We start from the raw sequence: 23,746 nt of genomic DNA, 5'->3' as shown, positions 1-23,746 counted from the left end.
GGCGCTGATTATCAGTTAACAAGGAATTTATGTTTTTTCAATTGCCAAAATTCGTTAAATTGAATCAAAAAATGATAGTAAATTTGAAAATATATAGCACCTCGCCCTCAAATTTGAGCAAGTATCACCCGGATATTTAAAAATCTCCAGACAAATTCAAGTACCAGATAAAACTAGTTTTATATGCTTCAGGCAAAAACACTGCAATTTCTTAAAGACCTTGTTGCCAATAATAACAGAGAATGGTTTCAGGAAAACCGAAAACGATACGACGATGCCAAAGCCGATGTAGAAAAGCTGACTGCCCACCTGATCAGGGAGGTGCATACATTTCAGGATTTAGGCAATCTGCAGGTTAAAGATTGCATTTTTCGTATTAACAGAGACATCCGCTTTTCAAAGAATAAGGAGCCATATAAGAGCAATCTCGCCATAGCAATAGGGGCAGGAGGGCGCAGTTCAGGTAAGATTGACTATTATTTACATATTCAGCCCAACGGACATTCATTTCTGGGAGGTGGAATGTGGTCGCCAACTACGGAGCAACTGGCAAGGTACCGCCAGGAAATCGACTACAACGCACAGGAATTGAAAGACATTATCGAAGTGAAGGATTTCAAAGCGTATTTTCCGGAAATTCAGGGAGAATCGTTAAAGACTGCTCCGAAGGGATTTGCCAAGGACCATCCAGAGCTTGATCTGCTCAAAAGAAAGCAAATGTTCTTTATGCACGCTTATTCAGATAAAGAAGTCATATCGAAAGACTTTGCTGAAGAAGTCATGAAAGGAATCAGATTACTGAAACCTTATTGCGACTATATGAATTATATACTGGACCATACAGAGGAATAGTTGTAGCCAGCCTTCTGCGGGAAGCGGATAAGTATACTGATGAACCACATTACGCCACTTTTGTGGTAAATAAATAAAACAAGATATAATGCAATTCTCTCATTTACATTGCCATACGCAGTTTTCGCTGCTGGATGGTGCTGCCGATATCAAAAAACTTTTTAAGAAAGCAAAGGCTGATAACATGCCTGCGGTGGCGATCACCGATCATGGAAACATGTTCGGTGTGTTTGAATTTGTAGCTGAGGGAAATAAACAGGGAATTAAACCGATTGTGGGCTGCGAATTTTATGTCGTGGAAGACCGTCACATCAGGCAATTTACCAAGGATAAAAAAGACGTAAGACATCACCAGTTGTTGCTTGCCAAGGATGAGATTGGCTATAAGAATTTGGTAAAAATGTGTTCTCTGGGATTCATTGAAGGGATGTATGGTAAATACCCCAGAATTGACAAGGAGCTTATTGTAAAATACCATCAGGGATTAATCGCTACGACTTGTTGTATAGGAGCCATCATTCCTAAAACCATTATTCGCAAAGGGGAAGAAGAGGCGGAAAAAGAGTTTCGCTGGTGGCTGGATTTGTTCGGGGATGATTTTTATGTGGAGCTACAACGCCACGAAATCCGCGATCAGTATATTGTGAACGAGGTCCTTATCCGTTTTGCAAGAAAGTATAACGTAAAGATTATTGCTTCCAACGATTCCCATTATGTAGATCAGGAAGATTGGAACGCACACGATATTCTGCTCTGTATCAACACCGGCGACAAGCAGAGTACACCTTCCGCCAAAGATTTTGATGATGAAAAGGGGATTCCGAAAGGGTCACGTTTCGCCTTTTTTAACGATCAGTTCTACTTTAAGAACACCAGCGAAATGTTGCAGCTCTTCAATGACCTGCCGGAGTCGCTTGACAATACCAACGAGATCGTTGACAAGATTAAAACCCTGAATCTAAACAAGGATATTCTGCTTCCCAACTTCCCGATACCAGACGAGTTTAAGACGCATACGCTCTCGGAGATGGTAGGGAAGAAAGAATTAACCGCCGATGTACTTAATCAGTGGGAATATCTGAAACACCTGACATTTGTAGGAGCCAAGTTTAAATATGGTACGATTACCGCCGAGATTGAAGACCGCTTAAACTTTGAGCTTGATACGATACGGAACATGGGTTTTCCCGGTTACTTCCTTATCGTGGCTGACTTTATTGATGCAGGCCGGAAAATGGGTGTATTCATAGGTCCGGGTCGTGGATCGGCTGCAGGTTCTGTAGTTGCTTATTGCACGGGAATCACCAACATAGATCCTATTAAATACGATCTGCTTTTTGAGCGTTTCCTGAATCCTGACCGTATTTCACTTCCCGATATTGATACGGACTTTGATGATGAAGGCCGGCAAAAAGTAATTGACTATGTAGTTAAAAAATACGGCTATAACCAGGTTGCTCAAATTGTAACATACGGTACGATGGCGGCAAAATCAGCCATCAAAGATGTAGCCAGGGTAATGGATCTGCCTTTGCAGGATGCGAACATGCTGGCTAAGCTTGTTCCGGATAAGCCGGCTTATAATATGACGCTTAACCGCATATTTACAGCTCCTTTGGAAGGAGAGGGAAGCCTTCTCAAAAAAGAGGGCATCGCTCCCGAAGAATTGGATAATGTAAAGAAGATGCGCGCGATTATCTCAGGTACCGACTTGCAGGCAAGCGTTTTACAGGAAGCGCGTCGTCTGGAAGGAACAGTGAGGAATACAGGTATTCATGCTGCTGGTATTATCATCGCGCCGAGCGATCTTACAGAGATTATTCCGGTAAGTACATCCAAAGACTCCGACTTTCTGATTACCCAATATCAGGGTAAAATCATTGAAGATGCGGGCGTAATTAAAATGGACTTTTTGGGGCTGCGAAATCTCACGATTATCAAGGAAGCCTTGCGACTCATCAAGCAGAATCATAATGTAGACATTGTGATTGACGATATACCACTTGATGACACTAAGGTTTTTGAGCTGTTCCAGCGTGGAGAGACCAACGCGATTTTCCAGTTTGAATCTGACGGTATGAAGAAACACATGCGTGATCTGATACCGGATCGTTTCGAACACCTTATTGCCATGAATGCCTTGTATCGTCCCGGACCGATTGCGTACATTCCAAGCTTTATCCGACGAAAAAATGGATTGGAAGAAACGACATACGACTTACCCGAACTTGAAGAATATCTGGCTGATACTTATGGAATCACCGTATATCAGGAGCAGGTAATGCTTTTATCTCAGAAGTTAGCAGGCTTTACAAAAGGCCAGGCCGATACGCTGAGAAAGGCGATGGGGAAAAAGCAGATTGAAACGCTGAATAAAATGAAAGGCGATTTCATGAAAGGTGGGGGAGAAAAAGGACTTGACCTTAAGAAACTTGAAAAGATCTGGACTGACTGGGAAGCTTTTGCCTCCTATGCCTTTAACAAATCGCACTCTACCTGCTACGCTTTTGTAGCTTATCAGACAGCTTATCTGAAAGCGCATTATACTGCAGAATATATGTCTGCGGTATTGACCAGCTCCCTTGGTAACATTGAAAAGATCACCTTCTTCATGGAGGAGTGTAAAGCCCAGGGACTTAAAGTTTTGGGGCCGGACGTGAATGAATCAGACCGGCAGTTCAATGCCAACGGGAAAGGTGAGATACGTTTTGGGCTGGCTGGTGTGAAAGGCAGCGGTGATGCGGCTGTGGAAGCCATTATTGAAGAAAGGAACACTGGCGGCGCTTTTAAAGATATATTCGATTTTATAATCAGGGTAAATCTGCGCACAGTGAATAAGAAAACCATAGAAAGTCTCGCTTACGCGGGTGGATTTGACTGTTTTCCTGAGTACCACCGGGCTCAATATTTTGCCACGGAACAAGGTGAGAACGGCACATTTATAGAACGCCTTATCCGTTACGCCAATAATTACCACGCAGAGAAAGCGTCTGCTCAGGCTTCACTATTCGGAGCATTCGGAGGAAATGACATGCTGATGAGCAAGCCTAAGGCTGCGGATATTGAATCATGGGGAGATCTGGAAAGGCTTAGATATGAAAAGGACGTGGTAGGATTCTACATATCCGGACATCCCCTGGATACATTTCGTATTGAGCTTGACAATTTTTGTACCTGCACTGCCGACGAGGTTATGATTATTTCAGAAGGAGAAAGGAGGCCCAAACATTTTGACAAAGAAGTTACAATCGGTGGTATCGTTACCAGTGTAATAGAGCGAATGTCTAAAAACGGAAGCCCTTTTATGATTTTCAAAGTGGAGGATTACAAAGGTTCCATCGAAATGCTGCTTGGAGGTGAGGATTGTGTAAGGTACAGGAATTATCTCCAAATCGGTCAATTTCTTCATATCAAAGGAAAAATTCAGAACCGCTGGAAACAGGAAGATCAGTTTGAGTTTAAAATATCGAATATTCAGCTTTTAACAGAAATAAGAGAGAAAATGTGTAAGAAAATCAGGATCAATCTGCCTCTGGATTTCATTGATGAAAAATCCATCATGATTCTTAACGAGACTTTCGGGGCAAATCCGGGAGGTTGCTCTGTCAACATGACAGTAACCGATCCTGAAACAAGGCTGGAAGTGGAAATGTTGTCACGTGCTTATCGCGTTGCTCCCTCCAACGAGTTCTTTGCAGCTTTAAACAGGATGGAAGGAGTCAAATTCTTTCTGAATTAAATACTGTTTCATATCATTACTGAAAACAGGAGTGACATTTTAATCCAGCCACCTGAATTGGCACGGAACTTTTAATAACTCATATTGATTATCCAATCAGATTAATAAAAAACTAGACAAAATTTGAAATGGGAAAAGCACTCGAAATTACCGATAGCACCTTTGAAGAATTGATCCAAAGTGATAAACCAGTACTTGTTGATTTTTGGGCAGAATGGTGCGGGCCTTGTAAAATGATCGGACCAGTTGTTGAACAATTGGCTGGCGAATATGAAGGCAAAGCTGTAATTGGCAAAATGGATGTGGATATGAATTCTTCTGTACCAGCTAAGTTTGGTATCCGTAGTATCCCAACGTTGATGATCTTTAAAGGAGGTCAGTTAGTTGATAAAGTAGTTGGTGTAGTACCAAAAACTACTTTGGAAGATAAATTGAACGCACAAATAGAAGCTGCTGTATAATCAGCATTTTCTAGCAATATATAATAAAAGGAGCTCAGATGAGCTCCTTTTTGCATTTCAGCCTCCGTATTACTCCGATCTCAGCGATTTTACCGGATCAGTTAATGCCGCTTTTAATGACTCATAACCTGCTGTAACGGCGGCCACTATAAAAGTGATCAGAATGGCGATAGTCATGATATCAGCGCCAATTGGGATGCGGTACTCATAATCCTGTAACCATGCGTGCATCACGTACCAGCCCAATGGAGCGGCCAGCGCAAAGGCTATAACGATCAGTAAAGCAATTTCTTTTCCGAATATTCCAAGAATACTTCCCAGACTGGCTCCCAAAACTTTACGCACACCAATCTCTTTCGTTTTTTGAGAAGCCATGAACTTAACCAAACCATACAATCCCAGGCAACCTATAAAAATAGAAATCAGAGAGAAAACCCGTATCAGTTTGAGCATCAGGTTTTCAAGTTCATAACTTTTAGCAATCTGCTCATCCATGAATGTTTGCTCATACAGATAATCCGGAAAGTATTCACTCCAGAGCTGTTCAACACGCTTCATCGTTGCATGGAGATTTGTTGATTTCAGCTGAATGGCGCAGCGGTAATTACTATTGTTATTGGTAAATATCGCTATAGGATCGATTCCATTTTGAAATGATGTGTTGTTCCAGTTTTTGAGAACGCCTGTAATAGGTGCACTTACGTCCCATATTTTAAGGTTCTTACCAATCACTTCATTGGGATCCCGGTATCCTAGTTTTTCAACTACTTTTTCATTGACCATGTAACCGCGTACGGTATCGCTCAACGGAATGTTCTGACCAGCAAGCAAAGTAAGTCCGAATGTTTTCACGTAATTGTTATCCGCAGTTTTGGTATTGATAGACCAGATCTCATCCTTTTGCCGTGTGTCAAACTTGACGTTACTGGTATTGTTGGAGGTTGTAGTGGGCAAAAACATACAGAATGACACCTCGGAGATACCCGGAATCTCCAGAAGTCTCTGTCTGAAAGTGGATTGATTGATTTTGTCCGGTGTTGGAATCTGTATGCTGGCAATACCCTTGGTTTCATATCCTACTGAGCTCGACAACATGAAATCAACCTGGTTATTTACCACCAATGTACAAATTACCAGAAGTTGAATCAGCACGAACTGAAACACAATAAGCCCTCTTCGCAAAGATATGCCGCCAATGTTTCTTGTAGTAACATTCCCTTTCAAAGCCAGTACCGGCCGGAATCCTGCCAGAATTGTACCGGGATAAGTACCGGCCAGCAACACAACGATTACAAAAAGAGAAGCTAAAAATGTCCAAAGTAAAGGATCGCTCCAAATAACAGTCTTAGGCCAGGAGCCGGGGCGATCGAGCCATTCCGTAATATGAGGAAGAATGAATGAAGCCAGAATAAAACCAACCGTCATGGCCGTAAAAGTAATCAGCGCCGTTTCCAGAAGAAACTGTATAAATACCTGCCCCTTCGTACCTCCAACAGCCTTGCGAACTCCCACCTCCTTGGACCTGCGAAGTGCCTGGGCAGTTGCCATATTGATGAAGTTGAAGCAGGCAGTTACAATGAGGAAAATTCCTATTGCACTCATAATCCATATCCATTTCATTGGCATAGCGCCATAATATGGAATAGAATGGTGCATATCCTTGTACGGGATCAGGTTGTGAACATACGACTTATGATCACTGCCATGATACTTTTTATTTAATGCCGCCATCTGTTTGTTGGCAGTACTCAACTTTACTTTTTCAGGTAGTAATACGAAGCAATAGGTACTGGAGTTTACACCTCCCCAGTGTTCGAGTCCGCTACCGCCATACTGATACTTCGGATTTGCAGTCAGGGTCGAGAAAGATACAAACAGTTCATAGGGAAGATCGGTGTTATCCGCCGGATTATCCACAATTCCTGTCACTTCCAGATCCAGCTGGTTGGAGAGCTTAAGTACTTTACCAATCGGATTTTCATTACCAAAGTATTTCGCCGCCATTGCCTCACTAATCACAACAGTATTAGGTTTGCCAAGTGACTTTTCCGGATTGCCGACCCGCCAGTTCACGTCAAAAATCGAAAAGTATTCAGGATGAACATAAGCAAGAACGGGCCCTTCTTCCTTAAACTTCTTGACAGGCTTACCATTGTTATCAAATATGGATAGAAAAGGGTCATAACTTTCTATACACATGGTTGAAGTATAGGATGGCATTTCAGTACGTATGGCCTTCCACATCGGAGTAGGCACACCGCGTGAATAACCTACACCGTCAAAATGAAATTCTGTTGTGACCTGATATATCCGGTCTATGTTTTTATGAAAATGATCGTGAGTTGTCTGAAAGCGTATGAACCAGAAAACAATCAGTGCGCACGCCAGTCCGATAGATAAGCCGGCAATGTTAAGTAGTGCATAAAGGCGATTTCGCATGAGATTGCGCCATGCTATTTTGAAGTAATTTTTGATCATAACACTTCTACTTTATCCTAAATAATTACGAACATACTTGACCTGTAACAGATTTCCGTGTAAAAGGTATGCCACCTTTATTTCTTTCTCACTATCAGATATTTATGTAAAACAAATTGTCCGCTAACGAACACTTCTGTTCGCTGCTGACCACGACAGACCCGACACAAAACTCCCTTTCTATTTTGGACAAATCGCCTGTTTGAGATATACGGTAAGCAGCCGACACAATCGGAATCTGATTTTTATTACAAATGATCCTGCTCCACACGGCATCAGCGCATAGCATCAGATTGGGAAAAAGCTGATGAAGCATGAAAGCAGGCAGAAGTAATTCCGTTGTCAGACGGCTGCTTAATTCATTTATACTACAATCATCTAGGTTTGTAGTATCATCACATATCACAATATTAATCAGACCTTCAACAAAATATAGGTCGTTAATAGCTTCGCATAATCTTACAACGGCATCTATACTGTTATCCAACATCACAAGGCAATGCACGTAAATTGAATAACCAGATCTGATCTGGATTTTAAGCTCCTCCAACCGTGTTTTGTCGTTGCCTATGAGAATTAAGTTCTTCTTTTGCCGCGCCAGGTCGATGGCGACGGTATGTCCGATATCTATATCTGCATTCTGTACTACAAAATAATTCATGGATGTAGCTGTTTTATTTCTCCTAAGTTTTAAGGTAAACTTGGTTTAGGTTGTCATGCCATTACGCCACCTGATGCGAACGGTGGTCAATCAAAACTTTTGCAAAAAACAACTACAGGAGCATGGAAAGAAATACTGATTTATCATTACCTCATATGCACGTCCATTCTTACATGAGGGAAACCAATGTGGGTGCAAATCAACTGTTACTCGTGAACGCGCTGGCAGAACTCAGCAATAGTGGTATCACCATTTATGACATGAACAGAGGTGTCCATGTTTATACATCCTCGTCATTTTATAAGGTATTTGGTTTTGAAGGAATAAACGAGGGAGATGTATCTAATTCAGTTTTTGATTCACGCGTTCACCCGGCAGACTTGCGCATACTGGCAAAAAACGGAGCTCTGGCAATGAAATATGTGATGGAGCGTCCTGTTCCTTTCCGAAAGGACTATAAAATGATTACAGAGTACAGAATCAAAAATAATGGGGGAAATTATATTCAAGTCACTGAATCTCATCATGTACTGGAGCTGGATCAATGCGGAAATATAGCTTTATCTCTGGGAATTATAAATGTATCTCCAAATCAATCGCTCGGTCAGGGTGTGCGGTTTCAGTTGATTAATTGTCATACCGGGCAACTTATCGATCTGTTACCCAAAGCAGAGCCGGCAATAAAAGAACTGACGTTACGTGAGCATGAAATTCTGGAAATGATTCGAAAAGGTAAGTTGAGCAAGGAGATATCCGCCCTATTATCCATCAGTGTGCATACCGTAAATACGCATCGGCAACGCATACTTGAAAAACTCAATGCAGGCAACGCTATGGAGGCAATTATACGCGCCCTGGATAGGGGAATTATATCCTGATAATCAAGGAGAGTAGGATTGAGAACAGGCAGCCATGTGGCCGGCCTGCTCTCAAACGAAAACTATTCTGTAATCTCAATCGTGTATGATGCTTCAAAGGTACCACCTGCCTGAAGTGACAGGATGCCCTCTTTGTCTTCCAATTGCTGATTTGCATTTGCGCTATCCGCTATCCCAAGCCAGGGCTCGATACACACAAAGTCGCCATTAGGTTTAGCCCAAATTCCCAGATAGTTAAAATCCTGATAGGTAACAATCACTGATTCAGTAGTATTTTTACTTTTTAACGCTACTTTTCTGGATTTTAAATTTTTAAAAATCAGTGCGTCGTTATCAAAAAGACTGTGGGTTAGCGGCAGTATATTTGTTTGATCCAATATCTGTTTAGTATCTGTACCTACAAGACCGTCACTTGCCAGCAACCAGGTAGAAGCCGTTTCTGGATGCTCAAATTCCAGATAATAGTCTTCATAATCTTCCTGTTCATTAATCGGACATTTGAAGGCAGGGTGGGCTCCAAGGGAAAAAAGCATTACATCTGTACCGCGATTGGTGATTTTGTGGCTCACTTCAATCTTGTTCCCTTTCAGCTTATAAGTAATCTGAAATGAGAAAGGGAAGGGGTATATCTTAAGTAATTCTTCGTCATCAGTTAGTCCAAAACTCAGACTTTCCTCTGTCTGTCCAACCAGTTCAACGTTGGTATTATTCCTTACAAAACCGTGTCTTGGAATCTTGTATTCACTTCCCTTGTATTTGACAAAGCCATTTTTGACCGCACCGATAGCCGGAAAAAGGACAGGAGAGGTGCTTCCCCATATGGCAGGATCGCCACTCCACATAAACTCTTTTCCCGTTGCAGCGGATTTAATATTGCATAACTCAGCACCCGTTTCATTTACTGCAATGCTCAGTTTGCCGTTTTTAATTTCGTGTTTCACAACTATATCTATTTATCTGTAAATATGACTTCTGATCGAATCCAGTGATTCCAAAATTATTGCACATCCTTCTTTGATCTGTTCTTCTGTGATAATCAAAGGTGGAGAAATACGCATGGCATTGTCACAAAATAAAAACCAATCCGTTACGACTCCTTTCTCAATACACAGATCAATGGTTTGTTTCAATTTTTCAAATGACTCCATTTCAGCTGCAAGCATCAAACCTCTGCCCCGAACCTCTTTAATCTTTTCATGAACCAGCAAAGTTTTAAACAATTGTCCCTTTTTAATCGCCTGTGCCGACAAATTACTATCCACTGTGACGCGGAGAGCTGCCAGTGAAGCGGCGCAACTCACCGGATGTCCACCGAAAGTAGTGATGTGCCCCAATATTGGGTTAGTCTTAAAAACCTGCATAACTTGCTGTGAGGCCATAAAGGCTCCGATAGGCATTCCGCCGCCCATGCCTTTCGCACTAAGGAGAATATCCGGATAAATTCCAGACTGCTCAAATGCCCAGAATGTACCTGTTCTTCCAAATCCTGTCTGTACCTCATCCAGAATCAGTAAAGTGCCTGTTTCGTTGCAACGTGTACGCAGGGCACGGAAATAACTGTTACTTGCTTCTCTGACTCCTGATTCGCCGCTCACTATTTCAATAATAACTGCTGCGGTTTTATCGGTAATTTTTTCTAATTCAGATTCCAGACCATGCTGAATATTTTTAATGCCAGGAAGTAACGGCCGGAAACTGCGTTTAAAATCTTCAGATCCTGAAAGACTGAGAGCACCCTGAGAAGCACCGTGATAGGCATTGTAACAAGAGATAAACTCAGCTCTTCCTGTAAAGCGTTTGGCAAGCTTCATCGCCCCCTCAACTGCCTCTGTGCCGGAATTGGTAAAATATACATTGTCTATTTTACCATATGGAGAAGGATTTTCTGAGTTAATATCAAGTGTATCCGATAACGCTTTTGCCAACTGAACCTGAGCACTCTGCACATATTCCCCATATACCAAAAGGTGCATATGTTTATCCAACTGACCATGAATCGCATTTAATACCTGCGGGTGTCTGTGTCCGACATTGCTTACACCAATTCCCGAAATCAGGTCAAGATACCTGGTTCCATCAGAACCGTACATATAAACACCTTCAGCACGGTCAATTTCAAGGGCTAATGGATAATCAGAAGTTTGGGCAACGTGATCGAAAAATAGTTGTCGATGAGAAATATGCATTTTAAATGTATAATACTTTTTAAAAGTATTAATTTTATTGAATTAAAAAATGTGGGATCAGAGCTTATTCGTAAAAACAGGCACTACCGCCTACCCAGGTAAAATTCTTATTGTAGTCAACTCCGATCATTTCCCCACGGCTCAAACGACTCAAACTGATCAGTAACTCTGGCCGGTCAGCCTTGTCAGGCCAGCCAAACATTATTCGGATCTCGCATTTAACAAGGCCGTCGGGCGATTGAATAATAGGTTCATAAATGACCTTTTTTTGCAGAATAAAGTTCTCCGGATCCCGAATCGCTTCCAGCATTTCTTTACTAACATGAATTTTCACCCCGCTTCCTGCAAAGGAAAAAAGTGGCTTTAACACGTAATTTTCCAGGTCAGACGGGAACTCCCCATTGAATTCGCTGAGAAACCGTGCATCGGGTACATATTCACTTTGTAAGAATGGCATCGCAAACTTACTGATTCTATAAAACCAATTCGGATGCCCCACCCAGGTAACATCAACATCGTCCGTGAATCTGTAGTTGCCGGGAAGGTCACTGTATCGTGCCAGATCATCGAAAATCAGGCGGTTATATATTCGCTTTACCTGAATCCTTCTTCCATCAAGTTCATAATATAAACTTCTTCCTTCGCGTATCAACTTTGTATAACAAACTGCTTTCACACCGATCATTTTCTCAGTGATAGCGAAATCAATTCTTGTTTTTTGTTTCTCCGGAAAAATTTCAAGCAAAATAACCTGTTCCGGGTTTTCGTCTGCAACGATTAAATCTCTCAACGCAGCCACGTAATTTTCATACGAACTTTTGTTGAGGGTATAGGAGAAATTTTCAGGCACAGGAAAGCGACTGGAAAAACGTTCGGACAAATAAGCCTGATAACCGTAAAGTGAAGCGAATCCCTGTAACTCTATAAGTTGAGGAGTAAGTTCTCCCTGATCCGATTTGCAAATTGCAAAGTCTATAGCAAGGAATGATGTGTGTTCATTCTCATTAGGCACCACTTGCCCCGCCGGAACAGCCCGGTCCGTTCTGCTTTTAAACTCAGGCGTTATGATTGTATCTATAATCTGCTCACAAGCTTCAGTAAGCTTGCGTTTCAGTTCTAACGGAACGAATACTGGTGTCTCTGCGATCCGAAAATCGAGCTGATCAGGAAAATCCAGTTGAATAGATGCTATAAACTGGTTATATTCTTCATTTGAAAATGCATTATTGAATTCTTCGCGTGCTTTTTTGTGCATTCTTCCAATCAGATTGATGAATGATGTAATCAGGCAATAACGGTATCAGTACTCCTGTTTTTTAATAACGCATTTCTTAAAAATGTCGGAATCATTACCGACTCGGTCAATAGGATCTTATCCGGATCGTTGAGATGCTCAATCATATCATTGTACTTCTGTTCACCATGATTCGCGACTATGGCTGCTTTTTTCTCTTCCCGGAGGAAGTAACGCAGCATTCCTTCCGCATCTGCTTCAGGATGAAACTGGGTACCTACAATTTCATTTGAAAACCGTATTGCCATCACTGCACGTTCGAGTTGCACATGAGGGCGTATTTTTTCCAGACAAAGAATTTTAGATTTATTAAGATCCAGCGCCAGCTGGTTAGGCTGGGTTACCTGAAAATCTCTTGAATCTACAATCCAGAAAGGGTCCTGCAGATCGGAGAGGAGCGTGTCCTTTCTCCCGAAAGATGTTTTATGAACCGGAAAAGTGCCGAAAGAGGTCTTTCTTCTTTTACTTACTTTCGCTAGTTGCCAGTGGATACATGCCATCTGAAACGAGTGGCAAATCAGAAAAAGATGTTTCTTGTGTTTGTTGTGACGGTTACCATTGTATTGGAAAATCCCATCCAGAAATTTAAAATACTTTCTTTCCCAGGGCTCTCCGGCAGGAGCAGGATTACCGGGACCGCCGGTTGATATATACGCGTCAAATTCCATCGAAGGAATTTCCAATCTGAGACGTACATCAAATACTTCATAACTGATATTAACACCCTCATTTTCACTAAATGCGTTTATAATTTTCTTGATACAGCGCATCCCTTCATTCTCAAATCCATTATACATGTCCAGAATTGCAATTCTGTAATGTTTGTTCTCCCTGTTCATTGGTGATATTTCTTATTCTATTTTTTCCAAAAAAACGCCTGTATTCAACTGTATTTTCTACGCACACAGCTTCATATCACGTTTGTACAATTTGTAAAAGTACAAAAAGTATTACAAACCGTCCAGACCGGATTAACCCGCAAGGGACTGTTTGTAACTAGGAGATACCTATTTTCGTTTCAGAAACGATATAGTCAACAACAGCCTTCATATCACCGGTTTGTTCGAAAACAGCAAGCTGCCTGTCGGCGCCCGTACCCATATCCATAATCTGATGGATATATTCAATCTCTTTTCTGCTTCCGAGTTCATCTACAACATCATCTATGAATTCCAGTAGCTCACCAGCAAGGATGCGGTACTCAACTTCTTCCTGTTTTCCGAAATCAATTAACTTTCCATTGATACCATATCGGGCTGCCCGCCACTTATTTTCATTGATCAGCATGCGATGGTAGGGCCGAAAGCTGAGATTCATACGATGCAGCTTATGGATTTTCGCAACTAATGCCTGCATGATCGCAGCCAGACATATCGTTTCGTCGGTACGCATAGGGACATCACACATTCTGAATTCGATGGTATTGAAAAACGGATGCACTCTGATGTCCCACCAAATCTTTTTCCCATTGTCGATACATTTTGTTTTGATCAGGAGATTAACGTACTCATCGTACTCCGCCGCACTGGAAAAATAATCAGGAATACCAGTTCTTGGAAATTTGTCAAATACCTTGGAACGGTACGACTTAAAGCCTGTATTTCTTCCGCACCAAAAAGGAGAATTGGTAGACAATGCATAAATGTGCGGCAGGAAATAACGGACCGCATTCATGATTTCGATACCTTCATTCCTGTTTTCTATTCCCACGTGTACGTGTAACCCGAAAATGAGATTGCCCCGTGCTACATCACGCATCTCGTCAATGATTTCGTCATATCGGGGATCGGGCGTGATGAGTTGTTCTACCCAGTCTGCAAAAGGATGTGTACCGGCAGCTGCGACTTGCAGATTCTGCTTTTCAGCCAAATCGAGAATCATTTTGCGGAGGTAGGTTACCTCTTCACGGGCTTCCTGAATATTATGGCAAATGTTAGTACCCACTTCAACCACAGCCTGGTGCATTTCGGCTTTCACACGTTCTTTGAGCGTAATTTTCCCGTCCTCAACCAGTTTGGACATGTGGGATCTCAGATTTCGTGTAACCGGATCAATTGTTTGAAATTCCTCTTCAATACCGAGGGTGAACATAGCCATGTGTTTAGCTTACTTGCTGTTAGTTGATGAAACTCAGGATTTTTTACCAGCGCTTTTTTTAACAGGTGCCGCGGGTGCCACCTCAGGTAATTTCGCTTCTGTTGCTTTTTTAGGAGTTGCTTTTTTTATGGCGGGTTTTGCGGCTGCATCATCCTTCACCAACGGATTTTCAACTTTCTTTTTAGGTGCGGCCTTTGCAGGCGTTTTATTGAGTGCAGTTTTAGGTGAAGCAGTAGCGACTTCCTGGGCAACCGCCTCAGGCACATTTGGAATAATTCCTCCTACCGAGTTCTGTATAAATGTTCCCCAGGTAAGATTCGTCTGACCTTCCTTGTGATTTTTTGCTCTTTCAATAGCCATATTCGCCGCTGCCTCAACCACCCATTCGAAATTCTCATGTCCTACAGAATAAACATCAGCATCAGGAGCAGGATTGCAAAAATCTATAGCAATTGGTACACCATTTCTGACGGCAAATTCAACAGTATTAAAGTCATAACCCAAGGCTATATTAAGTTTCAATACATAATCTTTAATTGTGGCCAGCAACTTTTCTCTCTCTTCTCCCGTAGCTTTCAATTCCGCTGCATACCGAAGGTGATGCGGATTGCGCGGTTCGTAGGGCATGATTAACACGTCCTTTTGTCCTATACAATAACATCTTACATAATCATCAAACTCAATTTCCTCCTGAAGCATCATGATCAGGTGTCCTGTCTCTTCATGTTTATTCCAAAGATCCTGGATATTATGCACTTTATATACACTCTTCCAGCCTCCGCCATCATGCGGCTTCATATAGGCCGGAAAGCCTACATACTCAAACATTTCCTCCCAGGCCAATGGAAATGCGAGGTTACGGAATGATGTTTCGCTCGTGTTTTCCGGACGTTCCTTCGAAGGTAGCAGCACTGTCTTTGGCACTGGAACACCAATCTTTTCAGCGAGCGCATTATTGAAGAACTTCTCATCCGCGCTCCACCAGAATGGGTTATTAATCACAGCAGTACCACTCAACGCAGCATTCTTCAAAAACGCACGATAAAACGGAACATCCTGAGAAATACGGTCAATAATTACGGCATACTCCGAAAGATCCGCCTGAACAACCTTATCAATCCGCACAGCTTCTGCAATAATATCTTTTTCTCCCTTGCTGTTGACACGGTCAATGAAAGCCTGCGGAAACGTGTTTTCCATTCCAAAGAGAATTCCAATTTTCTTCATAATAAGGTTCAATTATTTGTGTTGAATGAATAGTAATATCTTGTTTTTACATAATTCTTGATAAATAATGCGGAAACATCGCATTCCATAATGGCCAGTCGTGCTTTTCCCAGCCACGTACGTCAAGCCAATGGTCGATGCCATTCCGGTTCAGAATATCCGATATTTTGAGATTGCTCTCCAGACATATATCCCATTCCGACGTGCCCAGTACAATTTTCATATGGCCATATTTCCAACCCTGCTCATTTGGCATATAGTCGATAGGGTTATTGAAATACACCTGATCGCTATAATAGCCGTCCATAAAACTTCGTATGTCGAAAGCCCCGCTCATACTAATCATATAAGCTACAAGAGAAGGGTGACGGAATGCAAGATTGGCCGCGTGATAGCCACCAAAACTGCAACCTGCTACGCCAATCTTATCTACATGGCATTCGTGTCTGATGTAAGGTATGAGTTCATTAACCAGAAAACGGTCGTATACCATATGATTGAGCACTCTGTATTCGGGATTGAGATGCTTGGCATACCAGGAGTCAGCATCTATAGAATCAATGCAATAGATCTTGTATTTTCCTGATTCCACCAATCCTTTTACGGACTCAATTAATCCCATATCCTTCGCTTGATAATACCTGCCCAGCGTTGTGGGGAACAGGAGAATGGGGTAGCCCCAATTACCATAAACAAGCATATCAATATCTCTTTCGAGATGATGTGAATAGTATCTTATATGTTTCTCTTCCACAATAGCAAGCAAGTTTATGGGTTAGCTTTTGAAATATACAAAAGAAAATATTAGATGCAAATGTGTTCAACAAAAGAATGGTTTGCCTTACTTTGTCGTCTTTTTGTATTTTATCCAGTCCAACGACACCGGCTTGAAAACACATCAACAATCGACATCTTCTATATACTCTCAGTACCTGGAGCGGGAAGTTACGCTAACAATCATATTGCCAGTTACCTATCAATCTTCAAAAACATACAAGCTTTTGTTGTTCAATGATGGTCAGGATATCGGGGCTTTGGGTTTGACGAATATTTTGGATGAGAGAGGTTTCGAGCACGACGCGTTCGTAACAGTCGGAATTCATGCAAATCATGACCGTGTTCAGGAATATGGTACCGCCGGACAAGCCGATTATGCAGACAGAGGAACCAGAGCATTTAATACTACAAGATTTGTATTGAATGAGCTGATTCCATTCCTTTCAGGCACCTACAGCGTTATGGCTACAGATATCGTCTACGCAGGATTTTCACTTGGTGGTTTAATGGCGCTGGATATAGTTTGGGCTCATCCGGATGTATTTTCCAAAGTCGGTATTTTTTCAGGCGCACTTTGGTGGAGGCAAAAAGCGCTCAATGAGGGCTATGAAGAAAATGACAGGATTATGCACGCCCGAATTCGAAACGGAAACTTTAGCCCTGGACTTCAATTCTGGTTTCAATGTGGAACAGACGACGAGACAGACGATCGCGATCAGGATGGTGTTATTGATTCAATTCAGGACACACTTGAATGTATAGCAGAGCTTGAACGCAAAGGATATGGCTGGAAAACGGATATTTGTTATGTAGAAGTCAAAGGAGGGGAACACAATGTGCCAACATGGGCTGCTGTTATGCCGGGGTTTCTGCAATGGGCCTTTCCTGAACAGAATGAGAAAGCGATATCTCCAATCTGGTAGCACAGGCGGGAGAATTATTTTCTCCCACCAAGCTTCTCCACTAAAATTATAAAGACGATAAAAATGCCATTGTATCAACAGCATCGGCATAGTCTTCCAAGCCGGGGCTTTGCACTTCTCCGAAACCGACAGCTCCATTTATCTGCACTTCTTTACCACTCACAATACATTGTATTTTTTCTGCAGCTTCTTCCAAAACTGCTTTCACTGAATCAGCGCCATCATAAAATTCAAAATGAACGACGCTGATAGGAGAGACCAGAGCAGGGCTTTCGTTGAATATTAAAAACCCGTTATCAAAATGCGCTATACGGTTTACCAGAAGTATTGACCGGTTATACTCGTAGTTATTGAAGTACTTATGGTGATTCACGCAAACAGGACGAAACACTTCCAGAGATTCGTACAACTTACTAAAGTCATATCCGGCTGGTACAAAGAGCTTTGAAACGTTACGGCATCCCAATCCGAAATACTGAAAGATATCCTTACCTAGAGCGGTAAGCTCCTCAGTGCTTTCCTGCCCGTCGAGAATCGCTACAGAAGTGCGGTTCTTTCTGATGACATGCGGTTTTTTGGAAAAATAATAATGGAAGTACCTGGCCGTATTATCACTGCCGGTAGCAATATAAGCATCCGCTTCATTGAGCCGTTCAACAAAACGTATATGATTCCCGAAAGCGGGTTCGAGTTGTACGAGTTTTTCAAGCAAATAATGGATCAAGGCCTGGTCGTCCGAAGCTGGTTTGGCCAATAGGGTATGTCCGCTGATCAAAACACAAAGTGCATCATGAAAACCCACCGCAGGGATATTGCCCGCCATCACCACACCCACCTTCACCTGCTGCACAGGTTCAGTATACTTCTCTACCCATGCTTCCAAAGCCGCGCGATCCAAATACTGGCTGGCAATAGCTTCAAGAGATGTACGCACATTAGCCGGGGTAAACCAGTTGTTTTTACTGTTAGATGCCGCAATCCACTTTTCTATTTCGTCGGTGTTTTCTTCACTATTTATATATGTACCCAATTTAACAAAGGCATCTACGCGGCTTTTTCTTGATATCATTCTAGCTGGACTATAAAAAGTATAATGGTAATTAAGGTTTTTAATTTTCTGATTGTTGTGAAACTTTAAATAATTATATTTGTTTCTTCAAGAGTGAGAAAATAAGAACAAATATAAACAATCCGGCGACTATGGCTATAATGATAACCGATGAATGCATAAATTGCGGGGCGTGCGAGCCAGAGTGCCCCAATACTGCTATTTATGAAGGAGGCGTTGAATGGACATGGGGGGAAGGCACCAGTTTAGATGAAGTAGATTTTGGTGATGGCACTGTGGTGAGTGGCAAAGAAAAGCAAGCACCCGTTTCAGATGAATTCTATTATATAGTAACAGATAAATGTACCGAGTGTGTAGGTTTCCATGAAGAACCACAGTGTGCAGCAGTTTGTCCTGTTGACTGTTGTGTGGATGATCCCGATAATGAGGAGGAAGAAGAAACACTTTTGGCGAAAAAGGCCTGGATGCACGGCGAATAGTCCGACACTCCCGAGCAGAAATCAGCAAGCCCCGCAATAGCGGGGCTTTTTTTGTGCCGTATGGAATTCATAATGGTAATTTAAGAATAAAACCACCGTATGCGTTATCGATAAAACGTTTAATAATATTCTGTATTTGCACAACATTGCAGAATATTAATATAATTTTAAAAATGTCATTTTAACCACTTTTTTGTATCAAAAACTATAAAAAAGAGTACAAAAACATGAATATTAGACTTTTTAAGATAAATTTTGATGATAATATTTGATAAATATAAAATAAGTACAATATTTGAATCACAATATCAGCCCGAATCAGGATTTAACTTAAACAGAATATAATTATGAAAAAAGTCTATTGCACAGTATTATCTTTAATGATACCATTTTTGGGTTTTACAAAGTCATTTGAAGATCACAAGACAAAGGCCGACACCTTGACAACTGTTGCAGAAGTGAAAGAGGACGAAGAATCCAAAGGCGCATTCGCTTTTTCAGGTTATTTGGATTCTTACTACTCCGCTAATTTCAACAAGCCCCTGTCTCGCAGCAATGGCGGCGCGGCCGGAACAGCAAGGGTTTTTGATACAAGAAGCGGTCAGTTTTCACTAGGACTTGTTCAGACCAGAGTTGCCTATACAAACAGCAAATCGGAAGCAGTTGTAGATCTTACATTTGGTCCGAATGCCAATATGGGTAACTATGGTAACGCAGTATTCAGTACGGCTCTTGCCATTAAGCAAGCGTACTTCACGTATAAGTTTACCGACAAATTTTCGATGACGGCGGGTCAGTTCGGAACACACATCGGATATGAGGTAATTGATGCTCCTGCGAACTTCAACTACTCACTATCTAATCAGTTCAACAACGGCCCATTTTATCACACAGGTCTTAAAGCAACCTACGCTTTTTCTGACCGAGCTTCTTTAATGGTGGGTGTGGTTAACAATGTAGATGGTATTGAAGACAACAACAGAAAGAAGGGGATCATCAGTCAGCTTTACCTTTCTCCTGTTGAGAACTGGAACGTCTACGTTAACTTCATCAACAGTAACGAAGCTAATCCAAGTGAAGAGAATGGAATAACGCCAAGCGCATCTTACACAATGTTCGACCTTGCAACGAGTTATCAGGTAACTGAGAAGTTCCTTTTGGGGTTGAATGCTTCTTACGGAGCACAAAAAGGTGACTTCCAGGGCGGCGGCGGACCGATAGACACTGAAGCATGGGGTGGGGTAGCGCTTTACGCAAACACAGCCATCAGCGATAACTTCGGAATTGGAGCTCGCTATGAATACTTTAACAATGATAAGGCGGTAAGAGGGCTGGTGGCAAAACCACAAGGTCCGGGTGCAGAAAATCCAAGCATCGGAACGAGCGTTAACTCCGTTACAATTACCGGTAATATCAATCTTGCTGACGGACATATCCTTGTTAAGCCTGAATTCAGAATGGATGTATACCCTAAACTAGGAGGCAACCAGTCACAACAATTCGAAGATTCAAAAGGCGACTGGACAAAAAATAGCCAAACTACTTTCGGAGTGGCACTTATTTACAAATTTTAATCAAATACCTTCTTAAAATCTATAAACATTATAACATCTACAACAATGGAAAAAAGGAGTTACATTCCACTGATCATTCTGCTGGTAATTGCTATTCTGGGAGCATTTACCCCCAACGTACCAACTCAGATTATCACTGAGGGGATCGATTCCGGTGACACCGCATGGTTACTGGTATCTGCAGCCCTGGTACTTCTGATGACACCTGGTCTTGCTTATTTCTATGGCGGAATGGTGAACAACAAAAATGTGATCTCAACCATGCTTCAGAGCTTCATCGCAATGGGTGTGATCAGCGTACTCTGGATCGTGTTTGGTTTCAGCCTTGCATTTGGGGATGACATCGGCGGGTTTATCGGTAACCCAATGACCTACTTCATGTTCAAAGGAGTATTTGATGCGCCAGCATGGGGAACAATTCCTTTCGCACTTTTCGCGATGTTCCAATTGAAATTTGCTGTAATCACACCTGCTTTGGTTACAGGCTCAATGGCAGAACGTGTAAATTTCCGCTCTTACGTTCTATTCATCATTTTGTTCTGCGTATTCGTTTACTCTCCTCTTGCTCACATGACCTGGCACTCAGATGGTATCCTTTTCAAAATGGGTGTACTTGACTTCGCAGGTGGTACTGTTGTTCACATGTCTGCTGGCTGGGCTGCTTTGGCTGGCGCTCTTTATCTGAAAAGACGTAAGTCTCTGCTTGAAGATCACGTTCTTCCTCCTGCTAACATTCCGTTTGTACTTTTGGGAACTGGTTTGCTTTGGTTCGGATGGTTCGGTTTCAACGCAGGTTCTGCTCTTTCCGCTGGTCCATTGGCTGTTTCAGCTTTCGCTACTACTAACACTGCTGCAGGTGCTGCTGGTCTTGCATGGGTTCTTTTTGATGCTGCAAAAGGTAAGAAGGTATCTGCTCTTGGATTCTGTATCGGTGCTGTTGTAGGTCTTGTGGCTATCACACCAGCGGCTGGTTTCGTAACTGTTCCTTCATCTATCTTCATCGGTGTGGTTGCTTCCATCATCAGTAACTACGTAGCGCATCTTCGCACACGTTCAACTCTGGATGATACTCTGGATGTGTTCCCTTGCCACGGTGTAGGCGGGATGGTTGGGATGCTTTTGACAGGTGTTTTCGCAACAAGCGGTGTTAACCCTGCTGTTGTAGACCAGGGATTGGCGTTTGGTGAAACCACGCTTTTCATCAACCACGTAATAGCCCTTATAGGTGCATCAGTCTTCGCTTTCGGTGGATCTTTTGCACTACTTAAAATCACTGATATGATCCTTCCACTTCGTGTATCTGAAACAGATGAAAAAGTAGGTTTGGATATCAGTCAGCACGACGAATTCCTTGTGGAAGCTTAACCTATAAATTGGATATTATTTCAATAAAAAACCCCGGCATCCGGGGTTTTTTATTTTTATGACAGGTTTGAAAAAGTGGGTAACGAATTAGTGTACCAATATCTCCTCCTCAGTTTCTGTTACTTCCATCAATCCTTCGCTATTCAAATGATCGTAATAAACCTTTTTAGTTTCGTTAATCAATAACGGATCGTACTTCACTGCAACACGCACATAGTTTTCTGTAAATCCTGACATTTGCCCGTTTTCTACTTCGTCTTCAAACAGAACAGTCCCCATTTTTCCCACCTGTTGTTCATAGAAAAAGCGTTTCTTCTTCTCAGACAGTATGTGCAACATTTTAGACCGATCCGCACGTTGCGATTTCGGAACTATGGGTTTGATAGCAATTGCCGTTGTATTCTCCCGTTCGGAGTAAGTAAATACATGTAGATATGAGATGTCCAGCTCGTTCAAAAATTGATAGCTTTCCAGGAACAGCTCCTCGGTTTCTCCGGGATGACCAACAATTACATCTACACCTATACAGCAGTCAGGCATAAGCGATTTGATCTTCGCAACACGTTCAGTATACAGTTCACGTTTGTAACGACGGCGCATCAGACTCAGCACTTTGTTGGATCCCGACTGAAGAGGAATATGGAAATGCGGAACAAATCTTTTGGAAGCTGCTACAAATTCTATGATTTCATCAGTCAAAAGATTAGGTTCGATTGATGAAATACGGAATCTGGAAATGCCTTCCACTTCATCCAATTCCTTAATGAGCTGCAGGAATGTTTCCTTTTTCTCACCCGACTGAATGCCGAAATCACCAATATTAACTCCTGTGAGTACAATCTCCTTCACACCCCGGGATGCTACATCCTTAGCAGCTGCAACGACATTAGCCACAGTATCAGAACGACTCTTACCTCGTGCAAGAGGTATCGTGCAATAAGCACATGGATAATCACAACCATCCTGAACCTTCAGAAAAGTCCTGGTTCTGTCGTTAAGTGAATAGGAGGTATGGTAATCTACAGCGTCGTCAATATGAGAAGCTAAAATCTGGGCAGGATGATTCCCTGGCTCCTTTTCGAATGTGTCAATGAGCTCGACAAGCCTGAATTTTTCCGCAGCCCCCAAAACCGCATCAACACCTGGAATTTCCGAAATTTCCTTTGGTTTAAGCTGAGCGTAGCAACCAATAATTGCTACATAGCCATCCGGATTAATCTTCTGCGCTTCGCGAACAATCTTCCGGCATTTCTTGTCTGCGTTGTCAGTGACAGAGCAGGTATTGATGATGAAAATATCTGGTGTCTGGTTAAACTCAACCTTCTCGTACCCTTTATCGACGAACATGCGGCCGATTGACGAGGTTTCAGAATAATTGAGCTTACATCCTAATGTATAAAAAGCAACTTTTTTCATATTCAAATCTTAATCCTGCAAAATTACACCTTTTATGCTCAATGAACTAAATAATAGCATGAAGATGCTCGCAACGAGGAAAACCTAATGCTATTGGCAGGATGCAGACAATCCATTTCACCCGCACTCATTCCGTAATTTTCGAAAATTCTAAAAAATCGCCTCCTATTCATAACAGAATTGGGGAAAGAGGCGATAAAAACATAAAATTTCAGAATAAATTGTAGATGGTATGGTTAAATAAATAATTTTGGGAAGAAATAATATTTA

19 protein-coding genes are annotated in these 23,746 nt (G+C 42.0%); 8 read left to right on the top strand and 11 right to left on the bottom strand.

The window, feature by feature from the left end; genetic code table 11:
* The first annotated feature begins 183 nt into the window (after positions 1-183).
* The 3 genes from DSL64_RS17135 to trxA all read left to right on the top strand — a co-directional run bounded on the left by DSL64_RS17135 (position 184) and on the right by trxA (position 5,052).
* Positions 184-852 (top strand): DUF2461 domain-containing protein, encoded by a 669-nt coding sequence (locus DSL64_RS17135; protein WP_115832141.1) that lies wholly within the window; start codon positions 184-186, stop codon positions 850-852.
* Between the two features lie 88 nt (positions 853-940).
* A complete protein-coding gene (gene dnaE / locus DSL64_RS17130) occupies positions 941-4,591 on the top strand; it encodes a DNA polymerase III subunit alpha (protein WP_115832140.1) in 3,651 nt (1,216 codons plus the stop codon).
* Between the two features lie 128 nt (positions 4,592-4,719).
* Positions 4,720-5,052 (top strand): thioredoxin, encoded by a 333-nt coding sequence (trxA, locus tag DSL64_RS17125; RefSeq protein ID WP_115832139.1) that lies wholly within the window; start codon positions 4,720-4,722, stop codon positions 5,050-5,052.
* 69 nt (positions 5,053-5,121) lie between these two features.
* On the opposite strand, the gene DSL64_RS17120 is transcribed toward trxA, so the two are convergent.
* Both DSL64_RS17120 and DSL64_RS17115 read right to left on the bottom strand, forming a co-directional pair.
* Complete coding sequence (locus tag DSL64_RS17120; RefSeq protein WP_115832138.1) at positions 5,122-7,530, bottom strand: ABC transporter permease; 2,409 nt, start codon at positions 7,528-7,530, stop codon at positions 5,122-5,124.
* 94 nt (positions 7,531-7,624) lie between these two features.
* On the bottom strand, positions 7,625-8,191 hold the full coding sequence (locus DSL64_RS17115; protein WP_115832137.1) for a hypothetical protein: 567 nt from the start codon (positions 8,189-8,191) through the stop codon (positions 7,625-7,627).
* 122 nt (positions 8,192-8,313) lie between these two features.
* On the opposite strand from DSL64_RS17115, the gene DSL64_RS17110 reads away from it, so the two are divergent.
* Positions 8,314-9,069, top strand: a complete 756-nt coding sequence (locus DSL64_RS17110) for a response regulator transcription factor (protein WP_115832136.1) — start codon at positions 8,314-8,316, stop codon at positions 9,067-9,069.
* Between the two features lie 62 nt (positions 9,070-9,131).
* Here the strand turns inward: DSL64_RS17110 and DSL64_RS17105 are convergent, their stop codons facing one another.
* The 7 genes from DSL64_RS17105 to DSL64_RS17075 all read right to left on the bottom strand — a co-directional run bounded on the left by DSL64_RS17105 (position 9,132) and on the right by DSL64_RS17075 (position 16,627).
* A complete protein-coding gene (locus DSL64_RS17105; protein ID WP_115832135.1) occupies positions 9,132-10,010 on the bottom strand; it encodes an aldose 1-epimerase family protein in 879 nt (292 codons plus the stop codon).
* A 12-nt stretch (positions 10,011-10,022) separates the two neighbouring features.
* Complete coding sequence (locus DSL64_RS17100) at positions 10,023-11,255, bottom strand: aspartate aminotransferase family protein (protein WP_115832134.1); 1,233 nt, start codon at positions 11,253-11,255, stop codon at positions 10,023-10,025.
* Positions 11,256-11,319: 64 nt separating this feature from the next.
* Entirely contained in the window at positions 11,320-12,510 is a 1,191-nt protein-coding gene (locus tag DSL64_RS17095) for a hypothetical protein (protein ID WP_115832133.1), read from the bottom strand.
* A gap of 29 nt (positions 12,511-12,539) precedes the next feature.
* Positions 12,540-13,388 (bottom strand): type 1 glutamine amidotransferase, encoded by an 849-nt coding sequence (locus DSL64_RS17090; protein WP_115832132.1) that lies wholly within the window; start codon positions 13,386-13,388, stop codon positions 12,540-12,542.
* Between the two features lie 157 nt (positions 13,389-13,545).
* The gene (locus DSL64_RS17085; RefSeq protein WP_115832131.1) at positions 13,546-14,646 is read right to left on the bottom strand and encodes a carboxylate-amine ligase; all 1,101 of its coding nucleotides are present in this window, start codon (positions 14,644-14,646) and stop codon (positions 13,546-13,548) included.
* 33 nt (positions 14,647-14,679) lie between these two features.
* The gene (locus tag DSL64_RS17080; RefSeq protein WP_115832130.1) at positions 14,680-15,873 is read right to left on the bottom strand and encodes an ATP-grasp domain-containing protein; all 1,194 of its coding nucleotides are present in this window, start codon (positions 15,871-15,873) and stop codon (positions 14,680-14,682) included.
* A 46-nt stretch (positions 15,874-15,919) separates the two neighbouring features.
* The gene (locus DSL64_RS17075; protein WP_115832194.1) at positions 15,920-16,627 is read right to left on the bottom strand and encodes an esterase family protein; all 708 of its coding nucleotides are present in this window, start codon (positions 16,625-16,627) and stop codon (positions 15,920-15,922) included.
* 133 nt (positions 16,628-16,760) lie between these two features.
* Here DSL64_RS17075 and DSL64_RS17070 point away from each other — a divergent pair, with 133 nt between their 5' ends.
* Complete coding sequence (locus DSL64_RS17070; protein ID WP_115832193.1) at positions 16,761-17,573, top strand: alpha/beta hydrolase; 813 nt, start codon at positions 16,761-16,763, stop codon at positions 17,571-17,573.
* 46 nt (positions 17,574-17,619) lie between these two features.
* Here DSL64_RS17070 and DSL64_RS17065 read toward each other — a convergent pair whose 3' ends face one another.
* A complete protein-coding gene (locus DSL64_RS17065; protein WP_115832129.1) occupies positions 17,620-18,642 on the bottom strand; it encodes an acyl-CoA reductase in 1,023 nt (340 codons plus the stop codon).
* Between the two features lie 131 nt (positions 18,643-18,773).
* Here DSL64_RS17065 and DSL64_RS17060 point away from each other — a divergent pair, with 131 nt between their 5' ends.
* The 3 genes from DSL64_RS17060 (at position 18,774) to DSL64_RS17050 (ending at position 22,060) form a co-directional block, all read left to right on the top strand.
* The gene (locus DSL64_RS17060; RefSeq protein WP_115832128.1) at positions 18,774-19,121 is read left to right on the top strand and encodes a 4Fe-4S binding protein; all 348 of its coding nucleotides are present in this window, start codon (positions 18,774-18,776) and stop codon (positions 19,119-19,121) included.
* Between the two features lie 347 nt (positions 19,122-19,468).
* Positions 19,469-20,695, top strand: coding sequence for a porin (locus DSL64_RS17055; RefSeq protein ID WP_229217120.1), 1,227 nt, complete (start codon positions 19,469-19,471; stop codon positions 20,693-20,695).
* A gap of 45 nt (positions 20,696-20,740) precedes the next feature.
* Entirely contained in the window at positions 20,741-22,060 is a 1,320-nt protein-coding gene (locus DSL64_RS17050) for an ammonium transporter (RefSeq protein ID WP_115832126.1), read from the top strand.
* 87 nt (positions 22,061-22,147) lie between these two features.
* Here DSL64_RS17050 and mtaB read toward each other — a convergent pair whose 3' ends face one another.
* Complete coding sequence (gene mtaB / locus DSL64_RS17045; protein ID WP_115832125.1) at positions 22,148-23,476, bottom strand: tRNA (N(6)-L-threonylcarbamoyladenosine(37)-C(2))-methylthiotransferase MtaB; 1,329 nt, start codon at positions 23,474-23,476, stop codon at positions 22,148-22,150.
* Positions 23,477-23,746: the final 270 nt, after the last annotated feature.

Source organism: Dyadobacter luteus (genome assembly GCF_003383615.1).
Taxonomy (GTDB): domain Bacteria; phylum Bacteroidota; class Bacteroidia; order Cytophagales; family Spirosomataceae; genus Dyadobacter; species Dyadobacter luteus.
The sequence above is the reverse complement of the archived record's forward strand: the minus strand, read 5'-3'. Positions and strand labels throughout refer to the sequence as shown.

Excerpts from the sequence above, each read along its gene's own strand:
- DSL64_RS17110 (WP_115832136.1), top strand. The coding sequence starts at position 8,314 with ATGGAAAGAAATACTGATTTATCATTACCTCATATGCACGTCCATTCT.
- DSL64_RS17050 (WP_115832126.1), top strand. The coding sequence starts at position 20,741 with ATGGAAAAAAGGAGTTACATTCCACTGATCATTCTGCTGGTAATTGCT.
- mtaB (WP_115832125.1), bottom strand. The coding sequence starts at position 23,476 with ATGAAAAAAGTTGCTTTTTATACATTAGGATGTAAGCTCAATTATTCT.
- DSL64_RS17085 (WP_115832131.1), bottom strand. The coding sequence starts at position 14,646 with ATGGCTATGTTCACCCTCGGTATTGAAGAGGAATTTCAAACAATTGAT.
- DSL64_RS17095 (WP_115832133.1), bottom strand. The coding sequence starts at position 12,510 with ATGCACAAAAAAGCACGCGAAGAATTCAATAATGCATTTTCAAATGAA.
- DSL64_RS17115 (WP_115832137.1), bottom strand. The coding sequence starts at position 8,191 with ATGAATTATTTTGTAGTACAGAATGCAGATATAGATATCGGACATACC.
- DSL64_RS17060 (WP_115832128.1), top strand. The coding sequence starts at position 18,774 with ATGGCTATAATGATAACCGATGAATGCATAAATTGCGGGGCGTGCGAG.
- DSL64_RS17055 (WP_229217120.1), top strand. The coding sequence starts at position 19,469 with ATGAAAAAAGTCTATTGCACAGTATTATCTTTAATGATACCATTTTTG.
- DSL64_RS17090 (WP_115832132.1), bottom strand. The coding sequence starts at position 13,388 with ATGAACAGGGAGAACAAACATTACAGAATTGCAATTCTGGACATGTAT.
- DSL64_RS17100 (WP_115832134.1), bottom strand. The coding sequence starts at position 11,255 with ATGCATATTTCTCATCGACAACTATTTTTCGATCACGTTGCCCAAACT.
- trxA (WP_115832139.1), top strand. The coding sequence starts at position 4,720 with ATGGGAAAAGCACTCGAAATTACCGATAGCACCTTTGAAGAATTGATC.
- DSL64_RS17135 (WP_115832141.1), top strand. The coding sequence starts at position 184 with ATGCTTCAGGCAAAAACACTGCAATTTCTTAAAGACCTTGTTGCCAAT.
- dnaE (WP_115832140.1), top strand. The coding sequence starts at position 941 with ATGCAATTCTCTCATTTACATTGCCATACGCAGTTTTCGCTGCTGGAT.
- DSL64_RS17065 (WP_115832129.1), bottom strand. The coding sequence starts at position 18,642 with ATGATATCAAGAAAAAGCCGCGTAGATGCCTTTGTTAAATTGGGTACA.
- DSL64_RS17080 (WP_115832130.1), bottom strand. The coding sequence starts at position 15,873 with ATGAAGAAAATTGGAATTCTCTTTGGAATGGAAAACACGTTTCCGCAG.
- DSL64_RS17120 (WP_115832138.1), bottom strand. The coding sequence starts at position 7,530 with ATGATCAAAAATTACTTCAAAATAGCATGGCGCAATCTCATGCGAAAT.